The sequence below is a fragment of the Emcibacter sp. genome (genome assembly GCF_048269205.1).
GTDB lineage: Bacteria > Pseudomonadota > Alphaproteobacteria > Sphingomonadales > Emcibacteraceae > Emcibacter.
In genome coordinates this window covers 685,658-703,270 of the sequence record NZ_JBLXJC010000001.1, presented here as the reverse complement: position 1 = coordinate 703,270, position 17,613 = coordinate 685,658, and the positions used below count along the sequence as shown (strand labels likewise).

The window sequence follows — 17,613 nt, the reverse complement described above, 5'->3', positions numbered from 1 at the left end:
TAACTCCTGAAGATAAACTTTTTTCATATGTCATGGCTCAACGCTCCTTCACCATCATGAGAAAAGCGGAGCCGAAACTCAGGCTGGACGCCTGGGTTGCGGATTTACTGACAACGATGGAAACCTTCGGTGAAGATTCCACACCGACAACACACAGATCACTCTCGACACAGCTCATATCATTGGAAATGGTCAGAATACCGCTCTGTGCGGCAGCAGAGGCAACAGCCGACTGATGCCCGCCCATACCATGGGTCAGGAAAGCGACTTTTACGGAGCTCAGGGCGCCAAGATTGCTTACATCAACCAGGGTGGGTTTCAAGGTACTGTTTTTGATCTGCAGTCCGCCCCCAATTGCGGCAGCAATTCCGTCCGCATCCGCCTTGGATTCAGGATTGGAAGAGTCATACACAATTGCTGTAGGAACATCCCCGCTGAGTGCAGGTTGAACAAAGGCCGCGGCCTTGCCGCCAACCTGGATATCTGTTTTCGTGGTTTCAGCTTGAACGCTGATGGGGTTTCCAAGTAAAATAGCACCCAGCAACAACATGCCGCATTTTGGGTTAACCATTATTTTTTTCATAGGTATACACCTTTGGTTATTAATTAAGTCTATGTCCCTCAAGACGAATTATTTCTATGATTTATTATATAATAAATAGTTAATATTCTAATTAAAAATAGTCCCTCCTGCATGAATGGCAATCTGCGAGGCGTTCCCCGAACTATCTGAGCGCCCGGCGGACGCAGCTAAAACAGACGTCCCGAAATATCTCCTATCGACTCCGGGGCTTTTTGGCAGTAGAAGCCTGAACAGCTCAAATAACGAGAAACTGGATATCACCGGATGGCGGAAATCGGAAAAACACAATCGCTGGAGATTGTCAAACATGTGGACTTCGGGGTCTACCTGGACGGCGATATGGAGGAGGAAATCCTGCTGCCGCAGCGCTATCTGCCGGAAGATCCCAAAGAGTGGGAAGTCGGCCAGTTCATTGACGTCTTTGTCTATCTAGATTCAGAAGACCGCCCCATCGCCACCACGGAAACCCCGTTGGCGGAAGTGGATGAGTGCGCCTGCCTGACCGTGATCAACCGGACCAAATTCGGCGCGTTCCTCGATTGGGGACTGTCCAAGGACCTGCTTGTTCCGTTTAAGGAACAGCGCATACCGATGGAGCCCGGCAAATCCTATGTGGTCTTTCTTTATCTGGACAATACCGGCCGTATTGCCGCCACGTCCCGCCTGAGCCGCCATCTCAGTGAACTGAATGATGATGAATTCAAGGTCCGCCAGAAAGTGGACCTGTTGGTCGCCACCCGCAGCGACATGGGCTATAAGGTTGTTATCAACGGCACCCACCTGGGTCTGATCCACAATGACGATGTGACACGTCCGCTCCAGATCGGTGACCGGCTGTCCGGTTTCATCAAGAAACCGCGTCCGGACGGCCGCATCAACATCACACTGCAACGCCCGGCCAATGAACTGCGCCACGAACTGGCGGATCAGATCATGGAGTATCTTCAGGAAAATGACGGCCGGTGTGAATTGACTGACAAAAGCGATCCGGAAGCCATCCGGGCCACTTTCCAGACCAGCAAGTCCACTTACAAGAAGGCCCTGGGGAAACTCTACAAAGACAAGAAAATCATCTTCGAAGCGGACTGCATCAGGCTGGCGAAGAAGTAAAGCCGGACGCCGGGGAAAGCCCCGGCACTGCATCTGGCTCTTCAGTCGCCTTTTATATTCTTGGCCCAGGCATCAATCTTGATGGACAGATGTTGGTGTTCGTCCTCTATATCGCGCTTGAAATGCTCGTCATATTCCTTGCCTTCGTCCGCCAGTTTTTCAACACGTCCGGAAAAATCCTTGAGCTGCGCGACCAACTCTTCATACTCGGCTTTAAAAGTTCCACCGTCTTCTGCATCAAAGACCGGATGCTCGGAATGGTCCTCAAGGAATTTTTCCCGGGCCCTGAGACCCTCGGCAAGTTTGTGCAAAAATGTGCTCATTATTCATCCCCTGTATTTTTGAGTTCCCGTAAATTGTAACAGTCACAAACGGTTTGTCCATTGATATCCATCAATCACAAACCGGCAACAGCCCTTTAATATTTCCCGGAAATATAGAAAGTAATCAAGCTGGTCGTCCCCTGTCCATGCTGGTACTATAAATAAAACCGGAGGGATAACTAAATGAATGAACTCAGCCCGCTGCCACTGGATGCCTTATGCTGGAAATGCAGTCCCGAAACACTGAAATTTGACACCACCGGGCAGCTGGAGGACCTGGGCCAGGTACTGGGACAGGACCGGGCCATAGAAGCCATCCGTTTTGGCACTAATATGTCTCACAAGGGATATAATATTTTCGCCCTGGGGCCGGACGGGCTGGACAAACATGAAGTGGTCATGTCCTTTCTGAAAGACCGGGCGCGGGAAGAAACCGTGCCGTCTGACTGGTGTTATGTCTATAATTTCCAGGACCCCAGACGCCCAAACGCCATCGCCCTGCCGCCGGGACGGGGGGTCGAATTCCGTCAGGATATGAGCCGGCTGGCCGAGGATATCCCCTTCGTCCTGAAGAATGCCTTTGAGAGCGAGGAATACCAGACCCGGTCCAACATGATCCAGCAGGAGGTCAAAAACGTCCAGGACGAGGCTCTCTCCACCGTGGACAAGGAAGCGCGTCAGAGAAACGCCGCCCTGAAAATGACCCCGCTGGGGTTCACCTTTGTCCCGATCAAGGATGGCAAGACACTCAGTCCCGAGGAATTTCACAACCTGCCTGAAGAAGAACGCAAGCAGATTGAAGAGAATCTCGAATATCTGAGAGAAAAACTGGAAAAAGCTCTGGAAATCATGCCCGACTGGCTAACCGAAAGCCGGGACAAGATGCGGAAGCTGAACGAGGAGACGGCCGGACATGCCATCGGCCATCTGGTGGAGGAGCTGAAAAAAAAATACAACGGTTTGCCTGAAATAATCGACTATCTGACTGCTGTTCAGGACGACATCATTCAAAATGTCCAGCAGATCGTACATGGGGCTGAAGAGGATGCCATCCATGAGCCGGGGCCGGAAGGCCCACAACAGCGGAGCTTCGCCCTGGAGCCCGGCCGCTATATGGTCAATCTGGTGGTGGATAACAGCGAAGCCAAACATGCACCTGTCATCCATGAAGACGAACCCACCTATGACCGGCTGCTCGGCCGGGTGGAATATCGCTCGGAAATGGGCACCCTGATGACAGATTTCCGTCTGGTCCGGGCCGGGGCACTGCATACGGTCAACGGCGGCTATCTGATGGTGGAAATCCTCAAGCTGCTGCAGCATCCCTATGCTTATGAGGCGCTGAAGCGAACCCTCAAGTCCGGAGAAATCAAGATTGAATCCCTGGGCCAGGTTCTGGGCTTCATCAATACAGTCGGTCTGGAGCCGGAACCGATTCCGCTGCAGGTAAAGGTGGTCCTGCTCGGAACCAGGATGCTTTACTATCTGCTTAGCAGCCTGGATCCGGAATTTGTTGACCTGTTCAAGGTGGCCGCCGATTTTGATGAGCAGATGGAGCGCTCGGAGGAAAATCTGCAGCTTTACGCGAGAATGCTGGCCTCCCGCATCCGTCAGAAGGAGCTGACCCCCTTCTCCCGTGACGCCATCGCCCGGATACTGGAGCGCGTCGTCCGTTACAGCGGAGATTCGGAAAAACTGTCTACCCGGCTCAAATATGTGGGCGACCTGCTCAGAGAAGCCGACTATCACGCCCGCCAGGACAAAAAGCAGCAGGTAGAGGCCGTTCATGTGGAACAGGCGGTAAAGGCCCGCGAACATCGCCAGAGCCGCATGCGCGAACGTATGCTGGAGCAGACCGGCCAGGGCACCATCCTGATCGATACCGCAGGCCAGCAGACAGGACAGATTAACGGCCTGTCGGTGCTTGATCTGGGCAGCTATGCTTTCGGCCGTCCGACCCGCATCACCGCCCGTATCCGCCTCGGCAAGGGCGAAGTTGTCGATATCGAGCGGGAAGTCAAGCTGGGCGGCCCGATCCATTCCAAGGGCGTGTTGATCCTGAGCGGCTTCCTTGGGGCACAATACCAGCCGGACCACCCCCTGTCCCTGTCGGCAAGCCTGGTTTTTGAGCAATCCTACGGCGGGATCGAAGGGGACAGCGCCTCCATTGCCGAACTCTGCGCCCTGCTGTCGGCCATCGCCGATATTCCCCTGAAACAGGGCATGGCCATCACCGGCTCCGTCAACCAGTTGGGACAGGCCCAGGCCATTGGCGGGGTGAATGAAAAGATCGAGGGGTTCTTTGATCTCTGCGCCCTGCGTGGTCTCGACGGCAGCCAGGGTGTCATCATCCCTGCCTCCAACGTGCGTCACCTGATGCTGGACCAGCGGGTTCTGGATGCAGTCAGTGATGGCAAGTTCAATGTCTATGCAGTCAAAAATATAAATGAGGCCCTCACCCTGCTCACCGGCATGGAGGCCGGGGAAAAAGACGGGACGGGACAGTATCCCCAGGGCAGCGTCAACCGGAAAGTCCAGGACCGGCTCGAGGAATTTTCCACCCGCTGGCGCAAATTCGCCCGTGACGGGTCAACCGGGAAACAGGGTGACGGGGAGAATAGCTCATGACGACGCCCCGCCGCATACTTTTGGGTTTCGCCACCGGCGAGGAATGCCGGTCGGTCCTGGAAACGGCGCTCGGCATGGCCCGGGAGACGGAGGCAGAACTGGTCGCCATTCTGGCCCGGGATGAAACCCTGACGGCAGCCTCCGGCATTCCCTGCGTCTCGGTGCGCAGCCTGGCCTATTCCCGCTGGGAACAGATTGACGAGGGCGTCATGAAACGCGCCTTTGCTGCCGAAGCCGTTCGGCTCGAGACCCTGATCGCCAGCGGTGCACAAGCCCGGAACGTGCGCTGGTCGTTCCGCACTGCAAGCCCCGAACGGGTGCAGGAAGACTGGGGCGAGACCGATATTCTACTGCTGCCCCGAAGTCTGCGGCTTGACCAGGACACTCCGGCCGAAGCGAGATCGGAAACCGGCCCTCTGACCCGTTATATCCTGAGACTGGAACGAATTGGTTATCGCGTCATATTAAAACCGTCTACCACCGGGAATAACCCAGGCAGCTAGTCGAGGCTCCCGTCTCTGCGGAGGCTTCATGCCCTTGCCCCCGGCCGGGTCCGTCTGGTCACCCCCGGGAAGGAAGGCACTTTTGGTCGGATCGGCCATAACCACACCCCTTGTATTTATCCATTCCAGAAGGAGGCCGCAGAATTTTATATAACGCAGCCTCTAGGACCTTTTTCACATTCACTGTACCATGTGATCCGACAGAAACATGCATTGACGTACCTCAAGGTGACTTATGGATACCCAAATCTCCCTAAGCCAGGAACAGCAGCAGCGAGAGGCCCTGAACCGTTACCGGATGATTGCCACCGGCATGCTTCTGGCTATGGCTCTCCTGTTTGCCCTGACCCATCTGCTCCCGCAACCTGGTTTCGGGATATCCCTGCTCAGGGCCGGCAGTGAGGCCGCCATGGTCGGTGGACTGGCAGACTGGTTTGCCGTAACGGCGCTTTTTCGACACCCGCTGGGCCTGCCGATCCCGCACACGGCTGTGCTGCCCAAAAACAAGGACCGCCTGGGCGAGGGCATCGGCAACTTCGTGGAACGACATTTTCTGGAGCCGGAGCTTCTGTCCGCCAAGCTGCGCTCTGTAAATGTGGCGCAAAGGCTTAGCCAGTGGCTCGCCAGGCCGGATGTCTCTTCGCGGATCGCAGATCGCATCATCGGCGCCATCCCCCATATCCTGAACTCGATCAATGATCGCCAGATCAGGAACTTTTTCAAACGCGCCCTCGAGGATGAATTGAAAGAAATCGACCTGGCGGCCCTGTCCGGCAACTTCCTTGCCCTGGTGCGCGACAGTGACCAGCATCACGAGCTGCTGGACCATGCCCTGGTCGCCGCCCGCCGCTATCTTGAGGAAAACCGGGAAACCATCTTCGGCATGGTGACCGAGCGCAGCCGCTGGTGGGTGCCGTCAACCGTCGACCGGCGGATCGCCGAGGCCCTTGTCGATGGCATTGCCGAACTGCTGGGCGACCTCTCCCACCGTGATCGCCGCATACGTCACGAATTCGATACGGCATTCGCCGACCTGATCGAGAAGCTGAAACACGACCCCGATACCCGCCGGAAAGTGTCCGACATGCAGAACAGACTATTCGAAAGCGAGACGGTGCAGCGCTATCTCATCTCGTTCTGGGAACACCTGCGGACACGCCTGAGCGATCCCGCTACAACACAGGGAAAAACCCTGAAACCTGCACTGGGTGAAGCCATCCGCTCTGTCGGCAGGGCCCTTTCAGAAGACCAGGCCATCCAGGTCCGGTTCAATCGCTGGGTCTTCACAATGGTACGGGATAATATCGCCCCCTGGCGCCATGAAATCGGCCTTTTTATCCGCGAGGTGGTCGACAGCTGGGAAACAGAAACCCTGACCGAACGGGTCGAACTGGCAGTTGGACGCGACCTGCAGTTCATCCGTATGAATGGCACCATTGTCGGCGGCATCGTCGGCTGCGGCCTGTTTCTGCTATCCTATCTGCTTGAATTCTAATGCGGCTTTACCTGACCCGAACCCCTTTATAGAGCGTCTTAAAGGATCTTTTTCAGTCGCTCCGCAACCTTCTCATAAAGTCCGGGATCTTGCTCTTCCAGATGGGCCAGCCTGTGGACAAGTTCTTCCACGCCGCCGGGGGAAAATTCCTCTAACAGGCTTTTCTCCTTGTGGGCGCGGATGGCCTCCATCATGGCTTTGAAGTCATCCATTTTCCCCTGCTGTTCCCGGTTAAGCTCCTTCTCCGGCATCAATTGCAGCATGATCTCCAGAACAGCTTCAATTGTAGAAAGCTGCATGCCATAACCGGCGACCTCGTGAACGATTTTATGTTCCAGTCCGGGATTGCCGCTTTTGTAAGTATTGATATTGATAAAGCCGGTCGTATTGTCCGTGCTTTTGAACATCCAGCTCCAAGGATTTATGGCCTGGGATAAATTGTCAGGTGCGAAATAAGTCATGGCAGTTCCCCTTGCGTTAACATTGTACGACAATAACTTATAACCGACTGATGTGCAAAAGAAATCACTTAAGGGATAGCAACTGTCGGAATATTTTACAGCCCCTTTAATTTAATATTTAATACGCAACCTATTATAGAAAAACAACAATCTTCCACCGAACTTTTGTTGGTATTTCACACAGGCAGAAGAACTGTAAAAAAAACTTTACAGTTTATACTTTCACAAAACTCAATGTAGCTACCTACGCATATTTTTTATCTCATAAATTCAATACCTTATACTTTTATTAGTTACTTCTTATTTTATGGCACGATTTATGCAGGTTTAATCTGTAAAGTCCTTAACCAATCACAGTAAACGTATACCCGACAGGCACAGGCACTTGAGCCTGTGACGATAAACATCTTTTGTTTCCCTTGAAAGGAGAAACCTAATGATCAACTTACGCGTTCTGAAAGTACTCCCCTTCCTCCTAACGATCATGTCAGCCAATTGGGCAACAGTCTCCCATGGCAATATAATTGATTTAAGTGCGGGGAGCGGCTGGCTGGCCACCGATGATGGAGTTATTGGCAGCAGGTGGGCTTCAGGAATTGTCAATCCGGGAGAAGGCGCACCAGCAACAACACCTTATGGCAATGTTTCCACAGCACTCGGCAAAGGCAGCATGATGTGGTACTGCGGCAATGATGGTAGTTTATGTAACGTAGATGAGGATGGCAATTCATCAGGAGATGGTCCAACAGAAGCGTTTTTTCTGCGGTCTTTTTATCTTAAAGCAGAAGCCATCGCCGGTGCTTTTGCCATAATTGCAGATGATTTTCTGGAAGTCTGGCTCAATGGACAATTCGTGTTCAACGGCCTACTTACCGACAACATGAATGGAGGACAACCTGTACCTTTCATTGTCGACGTAAATGGAATGGATCTAAGCATTAGCAGTGGTAACACCCTGCATCAAAGTGAACCAACAGGTTTTTATGAAAACATCCTTCAGGTAGGTTGGAACACAATGGCCGTCAGGGCTATGGATGGCAGCCTTCTGGGGACAAATGAACAATGTCCGCCAGGAACCACTTCCCGAAATATCACAGGAGGTGATATATTCTGCAGTTATAACAACTTCTATGAATATCTTTCCATAACAGGCAGTCTGGCTGTCGTTCCCGAACCCGCGCCACTGGCCCTGCTTGGGGGCGGTTTATTACTTCTGGCCTTCTCCCGCAGACGAGCCTGACCTTACACCAAGCCCCCTATCGTTTGGGGTAGAGAGGATCTGCCTTTCGAGATTAGATCCTCTCATATACAGGGCACTCTGTAGCCGCACTGAAATATGATAGAAGACAATCAATGGCTCAGGCTGTCGGCTGGCTCTAATCGCATAGTCAGGACTGTATATCCAGAGCCACTGTTTTCGCCCATTTCCCGTCCCACCAATCTCTTAAAAAAATCCCCAACGAAACAACGCCTTAACTCTTTTTCTTGCAATTAACTTATTCGTGAGTTAATTAATTTCTGTTTTCATCCACTGCCCTATTCCGGCGCATAACAACAAAAAGAAACCGTCAGGAGAAGGCTTCCAGAAAGGCTATGTCACTATGTCGAACGATGGTATCGCGCTAAGCTCCATTCTCACTCATCATGCCCGTAAATCCCCTTCCCGGCCTGCATTGATCTTGGATAACACCTCTGTCAGTTATGACGAGTTTGATGCACGCACCAACCAGCGTGCACATATGCTGGCGGCACAGGGCGTGGAACATGGCGACTTTGTATCGGTGGCACTTCCCAATGGCCTTGAGTTTTATGAAACCTCCTTCGCCCTCTGGAAGCTGGGCGCCATTCCGAACATCATCTCTGCCAAACTCGCGCGCCCGGAAATGGAGGCAATCCTGGACATCGTCCAGCCAAAGCTATTTATCGGTACACCACCCGGTCCCGGTATTCCGGCACTTCCTTCAGGCCAGGGATCGCCTGAACAATATTCAACTGATCCGCTGCCGGAAGTCATCTCACCGCATTGGAAAGCGATGACCAGCGGTGGGTCCACCGGGCGACCAAAAGTAATCGTGGATGCCCTCCCGGCCAGATGGGACCCGGAAGAAGGTTTCCTCGGCCAGCAGCCCGGCGATGTCATCCTCAATCCCGGACCGCTTTACCACAATGCGCCATTTCACTGTATTCACATGGGCCTGTTCGTGGGCGCCACGATTGTTGAAATGGGTAAGTTCGATGCGCTCCGTTCGCTCGAATTGATCGAGGCCCACAAAGTGAACTGGGTAACCATGGTGCCCACCATGATGAACCGCATCTGGCGGCTGGGCCCGGAAGTCCTGTCCCGCATTACGCTACCCAGCCTGCGCATGATGCTTCATATGGCTGCCCCATGTCCATCCTGGCTCAAGGAAGCCTGGATCGACTGGCTCGGTGGCGAACGGGTCTGGGAATATTATGGGTCGACCGAAGGGATTGGATCGACCATGATCTCCGGTGCAGACTGGCTGGCCCACTATGGTTCTGTGGGGCGTGTCCGCGAGGGATATGAAATGAGGATCCTTGATGAGGACGGCAAACAATGTCCGAGCGGCGAAGTTGGCGAAGTCTTTTTCCTTCCCGAAGGGGGTGCGGGTTCAACTTATCACTATCTGGGCAGCCCATCCCGGCGCATCGGCGACTGGGAATCCACCGGTGATCTCGGGTCGGTAGACGAAGAGGGCTATCTTTACCTCTCCGACCGTCGCAACGACCTGATTATCACAGGCGGTGCGAATGTCTATCCGGCGGAGGTTGAAGCAGCGATTGACGAGCATCCTGCAGTTCGGACCAGTGCGGTGATTGGGCTTCCGGACGAAGACTGGGGCGCACGCGTGCATGCAATTGTACAACTGGCTAAGGGCGCCGATCTGGATGAAGAGGAATTGCTCGGCTTTATTGCCGAGCGGCTCACACGTTACAAGCTGCCCAAGACTATTGAATTCACCAGCGAGTCATTACGTGACGAGGCCGGCAAGGTGCGCCGGGCAGCGCTTCGCGACGCGCGGCTGGAAACTACAGGATAGATTTTCTCGTCTTGATTTTTGGAGGAAGACGGTTAGCGATGATCACTCCGCCTTTGCTTTCCTGCTCTTGTACAGAGCGTCGAAACCACCGGCCATGAAAGTTACAAACCGCTCGCGAACCGCCTCGAAATCGTCGGACGCACACAAATTATCGGACAGACGGTCAATACGCCCGGTCCGTGACAGGATCAGCGTATAGGCGCCTGAAGTGAATTGAAAGCTCCAGAAGAGATCCTCGGGCTCGGCGTCGGGTAATGCCTTCCTCAGAAGACCGATGAGACGCAGGACCAGGGGATCGAAATAAGTATCCATCTTTTCCGCACCATAGCCGGGGGCATTGTTTACCTGTGCGAAGATGCGACCAAAGCTGCGCCAGCCTTCGTCCCCGTTGATATATACGTCGAACGCACCGTCATAGTAGGCACGAAGCGCTCCTTCGACCGTTGGATGATCGCCGACCTCCGCCTCGTATGCGTCCAGCCCGGCAGTCCGGGTGGAAACCGCATAGTCCATGCGGCGTTCAAAAACAGCATCAAACAAGGCCTTCTTGCCGTCAAAGTAATAGTGGATCAGCGCGGGATGGATGCCCATTTTGTCGGCGACATCCTTGATCGTCACCCCGAAATAACCGAGCTGGGCGAACAGGTCTTCGCTGGTGTCGAGGATCTGCTTCATGGTCGCAGCCCGCATCTCGGCGCGCGTGCGGCGCTGCTTGCGTTTCGGCGCTGCTGCCATAGCCTCCTGCCTTCCTGATCGGACCCGCCGAAAGGACGCGATCCATCTGATTATTATGAAGGGATCATAGGGTGACGGCCTTATCCGGTCAAGCGTTAACCTGCCCGTAAACAAACTAATTTAGTCGTGAATAAATAAGTTGACTGACTGCCCTCCTTGAGATATTAGGTTTGATAAGGGAGGAAAATCACCACATGATTCTGTGGATTATTTTGGCTTTAGCCCATCAGGGTGCGCCTATAGGGAATATAACCAGCGTGACCTTGAGTCAGGCAAATAACAAGCCATAACGCTTCATCAATATTACTGGAAATTTTCAAATTTCATGTCCGCACAGGCACGTCACTCCAGCACGTGAAAAGCGGACCCAAATGGGAGGAAAATGAATATGATTTCTAAACTTATTTCTTCAGTTTCGGCGATAGCCTTCATGACGGCCAGTGCTTCTGCTACCTATGCACAGCAGACCGACACGTCTGCACAGGCATCGGAAGAGGCATTCGTTTTTGACGAAATCGTCGTCACCGGAACAAGTATCCGTGGGGTACCCCCTGTCGGATCGAATCTCATCGGCGTATCCCGCGAAGATATCGAGACGATCGGTGCCGCGACTACTCCGGATCTGCTCGCGACCGTACCGCAGCTGAACAGCTTCAACACAGCACCCCAAGCCAGCCGTGACGGATACGGTTCCTTTGCGCCGGGCCTGCGCGGTTTGCCGACAAGCGCGACACTGGTGCTCATGAATGGCCACCGACTGGCCTCCGGCGCCGCCAATGAAACAAGCCCCGATTATCCGTTTCTTCCCAGCCTGGCGATTGAGCGGGTGGAAATTGTTGCAGACGGCGCCTCGTCAATCTACGGCTCGGACGCCATTGCAGGGGTTGTGAACTTTATTACCCGCAAGCGCTATTCGGGCGTCGAAGCCTCTGTCAACTACGGGATGGCAGACGACTATGATGCCTTTACCATCAACGGCCTGGTCGGTCATGAATGGGAAAAGGGTTCTGTTCTGGCCGCTTATCAATATATGGAAAACGACAATATCACTGGCGGTGAAAGAGACTATCGCTCCCTGGATTACCGGGAAGCCGGCGGCATCGACGCCCGCTCGACAAGTTGTGCTTCGCCCAATGTACTGGTCGATACAAGCTTCTATCTGGTGAATTATGCGGCCCCCGATCTTGCCCCGAACACGGTAAATTACTGTGATAACGGCGCCGTGGCCGATCTGTTCCCGAAATCCCGCATGCACAGCGCCTTCGTCACGGCTCAGCAGCAACTGAGTGAAGACATCACCTTGTGGGGTGAACTTCTCTATTCGGACCGCAAGGACGAAATTCGCGTTGCTCCGGCCGTCCAGACGGTGGTGCTCACCAATACGAACCCCTTCTTCCAGGCCCCTCCGGGCAGTGGCGCGACCACAGAGCTGGTTCTGTTCCGTCCCGACAATCTCGTCGGAGCCGACCATCGCATTAACAGGGACCACAAAAAGGTCGGTAACTCATCCGCCGGTATCGATGTGACCTTGCCGCGCGACCTGAATCTGAGCGTCTACGGCACCTATGACTGGGCCACAAACGACGCCTTCATTCCTACTATCAACACCGCTGCACTTGGTGCGGCAGCCGCTGGCACAACACCTGAGACGGCCCTGGATCCGTTCGGCAACGGCACCTCTCAAGCGGTGATCGATGCCATCCTGGATTCTGCAACCTATGTGACCGTCAAGCAGCGGACCTACATGGGCGCCGTTAAAATCGACGGACCGCTTATGGATCTGCCCGCAGGTGAACTGAAAATTGCCGCCGGCGCCGAATATCGTCGCGAGACATTCCAGCAACGTGGTTTTGTCGGCACAATCCCGGTTCCCGAAGACCTGGACCGCAATATCTATTCGGTATTCGGGGAACTGTTCGTCCCGATTATCGGTGAAGACAGTGATACGCCGTTCATCCGCAGCCTTTCTCTATCTTTGTCCGGGCGCTATGACCATTACAGCGACTTCGGTTCAACGACCAATCCAAAGATCGGGGTTAGCTGGGAGCCGATGGAAGGTGTAACCGTCCGTGGTACATACGGCCGCTCCTTCAAGGCGCCGGGCATGCGCGAAATCGGCGCAACCGTTGGGGCCTATTACCTCACCGCTGATCAGGCGGCATCCCTCGCCCGCGATCCCTCACGCGGCGCAGCACAGGTCAACACAGTCTACCTGCTTGGCGGCAATCTCGACCTGCAGCCGGAAAAGGCCCGCACCTATTCGTTCGGTGTTGACTGGCAGCCGACTTTCCTTCCGGAGATTCGCACAAGCCTGACGTTCTATGACATCAGATATACTGAAGTGATTGGAACCCCGCCGGTATCCCTTATCTTTACGGATCCGACATTCCAGACTGTTGTTTACCGCGATCCGACTGTGGCAGAACTTAATGGCCTGCTGTCAGGTTCCAATGCGGTCCCCGTCAACCTGCCAAGTCCGCTGCCCGCAATTGGCAACCTGCTGGATCAGCGCCGCGGCAACTTCGGCGTTATCGAGACCAAAGGTATGGACTTCGATATCAACTATTGGCAGTCAACGGACTTCGGTGCGATCTTCGCCGGTGTAGCGGGGAACTATATCTTCAACTATGAGACACGGCTCTCACCTTCCGCGCCTGTGACGGATAACCTGAAATTCGGCATTCCCCGGGCAACGGTCAGGGTAACTGCCGGGTTCGCTGCCGGTTCAGTCGGTGTTTCCGCCTTTGTCAATTATCGCGATGGCATTACCAATACCTTCGCCACTCCCACCGGGACAAGCGAATATAAGTCCGGTTCCTACACGACAGTCGATCTGCGTGTCTCCTGGACCCTGCCGGATACAAGCTTTGCTTCGGGAACGCAGCTCAATCTGCAGGTCAACGATCTGTTTGACAAAAAGCCGCCGTTCTTTCCCGGAACAGACGGCATCGGCGGAAACTATAATCCGATCGGGCGCTACATCGCCCTCAATCTGAAATCCAGCTTCTGATCCAACAGAAGTAATTGATTGGGATAGTTACCACACCAATTCAAAGCTTCGCAGGAGAGCGTGACCAAAAGTCGCCCTCTCCTGCGGCACAGCAGACAAGTTTTTAAACCGAACGCCGACCGCCCGATTGTGACCTCTGTACAGCAGGAGCCCCCAGTTAATGACCAGCGACAGCCTATCCCGTGCTCATGGTTTCGATCCCGAAAAGCTCGCCATGGTCGGACCTGCTCTCCAGGAATTTGTCGATTGTGGCGAACTCGCGGGTATTGTGACACTCACCTCGAGAGGCGGCGAGATTGTTCAGTCTGAAGCGATAGGCTGGAGCGATATCGAAACGCACACCCCGATGCGGCCTGACACTCTGTTCCGCATTGCCTCGATGAGCAAGCCCATCACTTCGGCGGCGGCTCTTATGCTGATGGAAGAAGGCAAGATCGCCCTCGAAGATCCGATCTCGCGCTGGGTTCCGGAGCTCGCCAACCTGAAAGTACTAGTCGATCCCGCTGGTCCGCTGCAGGATACGGTGCCTGCCAACCGCGAAATCACCATCGAGGATCTGCTCACCCATCGTTCAGGCATTGCTTACGCCCCCTTCTCGGAAGGACCGCTGCAACAGGCCTATGATGATGCGCTCGGCGATCCCGGCATGAACCGTAAAACCCCGGATGAATGGCTGGCTGCATTGGGTACATTGCCGCTTGCCTTTCAGCCGGGCGAACGTTTCCACTATGGCCATTCGACGGACGTTCTTGGTTTCCTGATCGGGCGCATCGAAGGCATACTGCTGCGCCAGGTCCTGCAGGAGCGTATTTTTACGCCGCTCGGCATGGTCGAGACGGACTTTTGGCTTCCCAAAGAAAAACGGCGCCGTCTGGCGAGCCTGTACCGCTATGAAGAACAGACCGGTGGGCTCGTGAAGGTGGAAACCGAAATGTACGACGAACCGCCGGGCTATACCCCCGGAGGCGGCGGGCTGATTTCGACCGCTGAAGATTATCATCGCTTCGCCCGCATGCTGCTGAACGGCGGCACCTTTGAAGGACAGAGATTGCTGCAGCCGGAGACCGTAGCGCTGATGCAGACGAACCGGCTCACCGACGAACAGCGTCATATTCCTTTTGCCGGCATGCCGCTATGGCAGAAATCAGGGTTCGGTCTGGGGCTGTCTGTTGCCGAGGATCTGGTTGACAACCCCTATGCCATTGGTGCACAGGGTTCGGTAACCTGGCCCGGTATATTCGGCACCTGGTGGCAGGCCGATCCTGTCCATGATTTGGTCATGATCTATCTAATTCAGCATCAGGTTCCTGTTTCCGCAAATTCAGGATCAACTATTGCTACGGGGCGCGGCGCCGCCGGCCGCCGGGCTTTGCCTGTTTACCAGCGCGGTATTTATGCTGCGCTGGAGGATGGGTCAGGATTTGAACCACAGGAGCCAATAACATGAGTGAACCGCCGCATGCCCTCACCGACGGGTACGTCGATGCAGCAGGCCATCGCATTCATTATGTTGAGAAAGGGAGCGGATTCCCGCTCCTGCTCATCCACGGTGCTTTCGGCAGTGGAACTAATTTCCTGCAAAATCACCTGGGCTCATATCTCGCTGAGCATTTCCACATCATCGCGCCGGACTCACTGGCACATGGGGAGAGTGACGCCCCAAATGATCCGGCGCTCTATGGCGCCCGCCAACGTGCGCTTAATCTGGCATCCGTTCTTGATGCACTCGATATAGATCGCGCCCATGTGGTCGGATATTCCATGGGCGGCTGGATGGCATCTGCACTGGCAACGCATCACCCTGAGCGTATTGCCTCCCTCTCCATCGGTGGCTGGGACGTGGTAAAAGGCATGTATACACCGGCTGCTGCCTGGGGTTTGCCCGAGATCACCTATGACATTCTGGGGGCGATGGTGCGCCGGGATCGTCCCGATATGCTGGACTGGCTTCAGCCGGAAAATGAGTCTGCCCTGGCTGCGGCAGTCAACGGGATGAACGACCTCACTGGCCTGGCGGAAGGTGTTGCGGACTGCCCGGCCCCGGTCGCCCTCTTTATGGGGAAAGAGGATCTCTATTTTAATCCGACCAAACAGTTCGCAGCCGATCATGATATCCCGTTTCTTCCGCTGCCCGGGGATCACATTTCCCTGATCGAGCAATATGGTGCCGAGGCGGGCCGGCAAATTAGCGACTTCATTGCAAGGAGAAAACCGTGACCGAATTTAGCATCACTGTCACTGAAGAGACCGCCCGGGCCGCGCGCAGTACGCCTCTCACACGGCGTTTCAAGGCGCAATATGGTGTCGGTGCCATGGCCGATGGTTTTGTGACAGCGGGGTTTGGCTTCTTCCTGCTTTTCTATCTGACGGCGGTCTGCGGCATGTCCGGGGGTATGGCCGGCCTCGCCAAGATGATCGCCCTGCTGGTTGATGCCGTTGTGGATCCGGCCATCGGCCTGGCCAGCGACCGGGTCCGGTCACGTCTGGGACGACGGCTCCCCTTCATGATCATCAGCCTGCTGCCGATTGCCTGCGCCTTTGGCCTGCTTTTCTCCATTCCGGATTCTCTTACCGGCGTTTCACTGTTTATTTATGTCACCGCCTGCCTCATCGTCTTACGGGTTTCAACCTCCTGCTTTGTCCTGCCCTTCACAGCGGTCGGCGCAGAAATTACCGATGATTATCGCGAGCGGGCTGGCATTGTCTCCTATCGTCTTTCCTTTCAGAACGCGGGCATCCTGTGCGCCGTGGTGCTGGGGCTCGGTGTCTATATGTCCGGCCCTTCCGGCCTGATCGAGCGTGAAAATTATGTCCCCTTTGCCTGGACCAGCGCCGCTGCCATCGTGCTCACCGGCCTAGTCGCGATCTGGGCCGTGCGGCGCGCCCTGCCGCGGTTGCATAGCGCCCATCCCAGCGAAACTCATTTCCTCGCCGGTTTTGTCCGCGAACTGGTCGAACTGGTGCAAAACCGCTCGTTCCTTATCCTGTTCGGCACGGTATTGACCTATTTTCTCGCCTATTCCACGTCCGTTTCGCTTGCGTTGCATGCCACCCGCTACTTCTGGAAACTGGATAGCTTTGCCATCCAGATGATCCTGCTGAGCACCACACTGGGGCCATTGCTCGGCGCACCGATCAGTGCAATCGCCTTGCGCTATATCGAAAAGCGAACACTTGCGATAGGCGCATTTCTGTGCATTTCACTCTTCCAGATATGGCCGCCGCTGTTTCAACTTTACGGACCGTTCCCCTTCTCGCCCTCTACCGCAGCCGTAGTCCTGTTTTTCAACGGGCTTCTGGTCGGCACGGCCATCATGGTCGGCGGCATTGCCTTCCAGTCCATGCTCGCCGATACGGCCGACGAACATGAGTGGATGTTCGGGGTCAGGCGTGAAGGACTGTTTTTTTCCGGCCTGACGCTGGCCTACAAGGCTGCCGCCGGTCTGGGCGGCCTGATTGCCGGACTGGCGCTGGACGCGATCATGTTCCCGACCGATATCGCCGCAAAGGGGGATAGCCTTGTTATCCCGACCCAGGTATTGGACAAGCTGGGATTGATCTCAGGGCCGCTCCCGGCGGCCTTTGCAGCGCTTTCCCCACTGTTCCTGTTTGGATATCACCTGACAAGAAAGAAACACAAGCAGATCATCGCAGATCTCGAACAGCGCAATGCGGAAAATAACCGGACCACCACCTGAACCGG

Annotated in this window: 14 protein-coding genes; 10 read left to right on the top strand and 4 right to left on the bottom strand. The window is 54.9% G+C overall.

Going from position 1 to position 17,613, the window contains the following annotated elements; all coding sequences use genetic code 11:
- Positions 1-37: 37 nt before the first annotated feature.
- Positions 38-583 (bottom strand): hypothetical protein, encoded by a 546-nt coding sequence (locus tag ACN0YD_RS03320; RefSeq protein WP_417317222.1) that lies wholly within the window; start codon positions 581-583, stop codon positions 38-40.
- 264 nt (positions 584-847) lie between these two features.
- On the opposite strand from ACN0YD_RS03320, the gene ACN0YD_RS03315 reads away from it, so the two are divergent.
- Positions 848-1,693 carry a S1 RNA-binding domain-containing protein gene (locus ACN0YD_RS03315; RefSeq protein ID WP_417317221.1) on the top strand — a complete coding sequence of 282 codons (846 nt, stop codon included), beginning with the start codon at positions 848-850 and terminating at the stop codon, positions 1,691-1,693.
- A 41-nt stretch (positions 1,694-1,734) separates the two neighbouring features.
- Here ACN0YD_RS03315 and ACN0YD_RS03310 read toward each other — a convergent pair whose 3' ends face one another.
- Positions 1,735-2,016 (bottom strand): hypothetical protein, encoded by a 282-nt coding sequence (locus tag ACN0YD_RS03310; RefSeq protein ID WP_417317220.1) that lies wholly within the window; start codon positions 2,014-2,016, stop codon positions 1,735-1,737.
- A gap of 183 nt (positions 2,017-2,199) precedes the next feature.
- Here ACN0YD_RS03310 and ACN0YD_RS03305 point away from each other — a divergent pair, with 183 nt between their 5' ends.
- The 3 genes from ACN0YD_RS03305 (at position 2,200) to ACN0YD_RS03295 (ending at position 6,642) form a co-directional block, all read left to right on the top strand.
- Entirely contained in the window at positions 2,200-4,644 is a 2,445-nt protein-coding gene (locus tag ACN0YD_RS03305; protein ID WP_417317219.1) for a Lon protease family protein, read from the top strand.
- Entirely contained in the window at positions 4,641-5,147 is a 507-nt protein-coding gene (locus ACN0YD_RS03300; protein ID WP_417317218.1) for a hypothetical protein, read from the top strand. The genes ACN0YD_RS03305 and ACN0YD_RS03300 overlap by 4 nt, the downstream gene beginning before the upstream one ends.
- Positions 5,148-5,382: 235 nt before the next feature.
- Positions 5,383-6,642, top strand: a complete 1,260-nt coding sequence (locus tag ACN0YD_RS03295) for a DUF445 domain-containing protein (protein ID WP_417317216.1) — start codon at positions 5,383-5,385, stop codon at positions 6,640-6,642.
- A gap of 38 nt (positions 6,643-6,680) precedes the next feature.
- Here ACN0YD_RS03295 and ACN0YD_RS03290 read toward each other — a convergent pair whose 3' ends face one another.
- Positions 6,681-7,103 (bottom strand): hypothetical protein, encoded by a 423-nt coding sequence (locus tag ACN0YD_RS03290; protein ID WP_417317215.1) that lies wholly within the window; start codon positions 7,101-7,103, stop codon positions 6,681-6,683.
- A 436-nt stretch (positions 7,104-7,539) separates the two neighbouring features.
- On the opposite strand from ACN0YD_RS03290, the gene ACN0YD_RS03285 reads away from it, so the two are divergent.
- Together ACN0YD_RS03285 and ACN0YD_RS03280 are read left to right on the top strand one after the other, a co-directional pair.
- The gene (locus ACN0YD_RS03285) at positions 7,540-8,343 is read left to right on the top strand and encodes a PEP-CTERM sorting domain-containing protein (RefSeq protein ID WP_417317214.1); all 804 of its coding nucleotides are present in this window, start codon (positions 7,540-7,542) and stop codon (positions 8,341-8,343) included.
- A gap of 361 nt (positions 8,344-8,704) precedes the next feature.
- Positions 8,705-10,165: an AMP-binding protein gene (locus tag ACN0YD_RS03280; protein WP_417317213.1), complete on the top strand. Its 1,461-nt coding sequence runs from the start codon at positions 8,705-8,707 to the stop codon at positions 10,163-10,165.
- Positions 10,166-10,207: 42 nt separating this feature from the next.
- On the opposite strand, the gene ACN0YD_RS03275 is transcribed toward ACN0YD_RS03280, so the two are convergent.
- The gene (locus ACN0YD_RS03275; protein WP_417317212.1) at positions 10,208-10,900 is read right to left on the bottom strand and encodes a TetR/AcrR family transcriptional regulator; all 693 of its coding nucleotides are present in this window, start codon (positions 10,898-10,900) and stop codon (positions 10,208-10,210) included.
- 388 nt (positions 10,901-11,288) lie between these two features.
- On the opposite strand from ACN0YD_RS03275, the gene ACN0YD_RS03270 reads away from it, so the two are divergent.
- The 4 genes from ACN0YD_RS03270 to ACN0YD_RS03255 all read left to right on the top strand — a co-directional run bounded on the left by ACN0YD_RS03270 (position 11,289) and on the right by ACN0YD_RS03255 (position 17,608).
- Positions 11,289-13,910 (top strand): TonB-dependent receptor plug domain-containing protein, encoded by a 2,622-nt coding sequence (locus ACN0YD_RS03270; protein WP_417317211.1) that lies wholly within the window; start codon positions 11,289-11,291, stop codon positions 13,908-13,910.
- A gap of 160 nt (positions 13,911-14,070) precedes the next feature.
- Positions 14,071-15,357 (top strand): serine hydrolase domain-containing protein, encoded by a 1,287-nt coding sequence (locus tag ACN0YD_RS03265; protein ID WP_417317210.1) that lies wholly within the window; start codon positions 14,071-14,073, stop codon positions 15,355-15,357.
- Positions 15,354-16,127: an alpha/beta fold hydrolase gene (locus ACN0YD_RS03260; RefSeq protein ID WP_417317209.1), complete on the top strand. Its 774-nt coding sequence runs from the start codon at positions 15,354-15,356 to the stop codon at positions 16,125-16,127. Before ACN0YD_RS03265 ends, ACN0YD_RS03260 begins: the two co-directional genes overlap by 4 nt.
- The gene (locus ACN0YD_RS03255; protein WP_417317208.1) at positions 16,124-17,608 is read left to right on the top strand and encodes an MFS transporter; all 1,485 of its coding nucleotides are present in this window, start codon (positions 16,124-16,126) and stop codon (positions 17,606-17,608) included. Before ACN0YD_RS03260 ends, ACN0YD_RS03255 begins: the two co-directional genes overlap by 4 nt.
- Positions 17,609-17,613: the final 5 nt, after the last annotated feature.